Below are 3,331 nucleotides of genomic sequence, written 5' to 3'. Positions count from 1 at the left end.
ATCTGCGGAGCGTGGCTCTCGGCGGAAAACAACCTCTCGGCCTCGATACGCCGCATCGGCGAGGGCATGTGGCGCATCCTCGTTTTCGACCACGCGCTCTGCTACAAACGCCTCGTACAGGACGGCATCATCTCACTGCGCCGTCACCGCCTCTGGCTCGGGGCCGATGACGGCAACCGCGTGATCTACGATGCTTCCACCGAGACACTCACCATCGGCTGTTACGGACGTTTCGTTCCGGAGGACTGCATCCGGCGGCAGGAAGACGACGCAATCAGTGCCGAAGCATGCGACTTCAACGAACCGGCCGAATAATGGAGCGTCATTCGGTATTTCCGGGCTGCCCCAGCAAGCAGGGGCAGCCCTTCGGCGGACTCCGCCTACAATTATACGTCCTCAAATCCGACAAGCCGGACTGGGAAAGGGAGCATCGAAGTACCCTCATTGCCCGTCATGCAGAGAACCTGCTTCGGGAACGGGATATAAGCAATGTTACAGATCTTGTGCGACGGCACCGGAAATCGGATCTGACCATTGCCGGAATCGGACTGACAATGAATACAGCGACATCCCGCTTTCTCAGGACGCCCGAAGATGCGGCGGGAAAAGATATGCTGGAGCTGATGGATGCCCTGCGCAGGACATCGTTTGCGAAAAAGATCGGGCGCCGCCTCGCGGATGTTCCGGCAGACACCGCCCACTCCCTGCACGGCCTGCTGGCCATGCACACCTTTCTCTTGGATGCTTATCTGGAGCAGCATCCCGACAGCAAGCTCCAGCAGCCTCCGATGGACGAGGTGCAGGCAGCAGCGCATATCGTAGACCGGCAGTTCCGCGCCGAGACATTCCGCGAGCTGCGCCGTTATATGCCCTCCTGTTACGTCGTACGCCTCTACGACTGGGACGCCGACATGGGCCGGTTGCAGAAGATGCGCGGGCGGCTGGACGGCCCGGCATGTCCGGACGATCCGCAGCAGGTGTACCAGCTCCGGGAGCGAATCTGGAAGGCGGAGAACCGCATGGTACGGGAAGCCGAGAGGATATTGGAGAGCGATCCGGAAATTCCCCTGCGGCAAACCTACATCGAGAAACTCGATGCCGAGTTGCAGACGTTAGGATGGTTCACACGCTTCCCGGAAAAGATCGACAGCCCCTACACCAACCGGCAGCTGCTCGACAAATACAGCATCGAGTCGGGCATCCCCCGCGAAGACCAGTCCCGGCAGATTGAAAAAGCCTTCCGGGAGTTGGATGCACGGCTCGTACGTATAACCGGGCGGCAGCCCTACGCGGACGATCTGTTCGAATCCCTGCGACAGAAAGGCCCGAAGCCGGAGAAACATATTTCCGGGGTGCGGCAGAAAGAAATCAATTCTGCAAGGGAAGAGCAAACCGAACAGCCGGCTTCGGGTCGGCGGATAAAGCGGTGATGCCCGTCTTCGGGTGAATATCCTCAATAACACAATCAATTCGAGCATGAAACAGAAAATCATTCTGCTGTGTCTGTGCCTCGTCTGCACAGGCCGCAGCACATACGCCCAGTGGGTCGTCTCGGACCCCACGAACCTCGCGCAGGGCATCGTCAACTCCACCAAGCAGATCGTCGAAGCCGCCAAGAACGGCTCCACCATGCTGCAAAGTTTTCAGGAAAGCGATACTACGACGCCCTGAAATCCGTCAGCAACCTCGTCCGCTCGGCCCGCAAGGTGCAGCAGTGCATCCTGCTCGTGGGCGAAATCTCGGACATCTATGTAGACGGGTATCGCCGCATGGTCGGCGACGAGAACTTCACGCCCGCGGAGCTCGCGGCCATCGCCGCAGGCTACGCCCGCATCATCGAGGAGTCGGCCGGGGAATTGAAGGAGCTGCAGGACATCGTGAACCCTACGGACATGTCCCTGACGGACAAGGACCGTATCGACGTAGTGCAGCGCGTCTACGGCGTCCTGCGGCGCCACCGCGATCTGGCACGCTACTACACGCGCAAGAACATCTCCATATCCCTGCTGCGGGCCGCCCGGAAACGGGACATGGAGGGCGTGCTCTCATTGTACGGAACCGACGAACAACGTTACTGGTAGCCGACGATGGTACACATGCTTTCCCTTACGGAGAATCTGCACACAATTCTCCGGGTGTTATACGACGATATGATGGTGCTGTGTTATCCGATGTCGCAGGTCGCAATGGCCATCGCAGGAATCGGGGCGCTACTCTACATCGCCTACCGCGTCTGGCAGTCGATGGCCCAGGCCGAACCTATCGACCTCTTTCCCCTTATGCGGCCCTTCGCCGTCGGCATCTGCATCCTATTCTTTCCGACGCTCGTGCTGGGCTCCCTGAACGGCATTCTCTCACCGCTTGTAAAGGCCACGCATTCGCTTATGGCCGGGCAGACGCTCGACATGGAACAATGGCAGGAGCGGCGTGAGCGGCTCGAACTCGAAGGCCGCGAGCAGATGCCTCCGGACAGCTACTACGCCGAGGACGAGGAGATGGAGCGCGAGCTCAGCGAGCTGGGCGTGGACGACCAGACACAGCAGACACTCGACCGCATGAACGAGGAGCGCTCCTCATGGTCGGTGAAGGGGCTCATCTTCAAAGGCTTAGCGTGGATACTCGAACTGCTCTTCGCGGCCGCGAGCGTTATCCTCGACGTGCTGAGGACTTTTTATCTGGTCGTGCTGTCGCTGCTGGGGCCGATCGCCTTCGCCATCTCCGTGTTCGACGGATTCCAGTCCACGCTGACGCAATGGCTCACGAAGTATGTCTCGATCTACCTGTGGCTGCCGATCTCGGACCTTTTCTCGGCGATCATCGCACGTCTGCAAACCCTTTCGATGCGCCACGACGCCGACCTGATGGCCGAAGGCTACAACTGGTATGTGGACTGGTCGAACAGCCTGAACCTGATCTTCATGCTCGTGGCCGTCTGCGGATACCTCTGCATCCCCTCGATCGCCTCGTGGGTCGTGCAGGCGAACGGATTCGCCGCTTATAACAAAACCGTCTCGAAGATGACCTCGCTCGTAAGCGCCGGAGCCGGATGGACGGCCGGCAAAGCATGGGCCGGGGCCAAAGGCGCCGGCTCGGCGGCATTATCGGGCGGTAAGGCCGTGGGACGCGGCATCATGAACGGCGCCCGGCTTATTTTCAGAAAATAAAATAACCCGTTATTATGGAATTCAAGTGTTTAACGAACATCGAAACATCGTTTCGGCAGCTGCGCATGTACGCGCTCGTCTTCGCCGGAGTCTGCGCCGTCGTTACCGTGGCGGCGGTCTGGATGTCCTACTCTTTCGCCGAACGGCAGCGGCAGAAGATCTACGTG

At 59.5% G+C, this 3,331-nt stretch carries 3 protein-coding genes and 2 pseudogenes; all 5 read left to right on the top strand.

Annotated elements, in window-relative coordinates; genetic code table 11:
• Positions 1 to 315, top strand: a 315-nt coding sequence (locus BHV64_RS09250) for a hypothetical protein (RefSeq protein ID WP_288115789.1), incomplete at its 5' end; no start/stop codon positions are given.
• A gap of 239 nt (positions 316 to 554) precedes the next feature.
• Entirely contained in the window at positions 555 to 1,430 is an 876-nt protein-coding gene (locus tag BHV64_RS09245; protein ID WP_288115788.1) for a hypothetical protein, read from the top strand.
• A gap of 46 nt (positions 1,431 to 1,476) precedes the next feature.
• A pseudogene (locus BHV64_RS09240) lies at positions 1,477 to 2,081 on the top strand (DUF4141 domain-containing protein).
• Between the two features lie 6 nt (positions 2,082 to 2,087).
• The gene (traJ, locus tag BHV64_RS09235) at positions 2,088 to 3,164 is read left to right on the top strand and encodes a conjugative transposon protein TraJ (RefSeq protein ID WP_118406986.1); all 1,077 of its coding nucleotides are present in this window, start codon (positions 2,088 to 2,090) and stop codon (positions 3,162 to 3,164) included.
• Between the two features lie 14 nt (positions 3,165 to 3,178).
• A pseudogene (locus tag BHV64_RS09230) lies at positions 3,179 to 3,331 on the top strand (conjugative transposon protein TraK); the annotation flags it as partial.

The sequence above is a fragment of the Alistipes sp. 56_sp_Nov_56_25 genome, from assembly GCF_001915285.1.
In the GTDB taxonomy this organism is placed as follows: domain Bacteria; phylum Bacteroidota; class Bacteroidia; order Bacteroidales; family Rikenellaceae; genus Alistipes; species Alistipes shahii.
The sequence above is the reverse complement of the archived record's forward strand: the minus strand, read 5'-3'. Positions and strand labels throughout refer to the sequence as shown.

Coding starts and splice junctions, on each gene's coding strand:
- BHV64_RS09245 (WP_288115788.1), top strand. CDS start 555: ATGAATACAGCGACATCCCGCTTTCTCAGGACGCCCGAAGATGCGGCG.
- traJ (WP_118406986.1), top strand. CDS start 2,088: ATGGTACACATGCTTTCCCTTACGGAGAATCTGCACACAATTCTCCGG.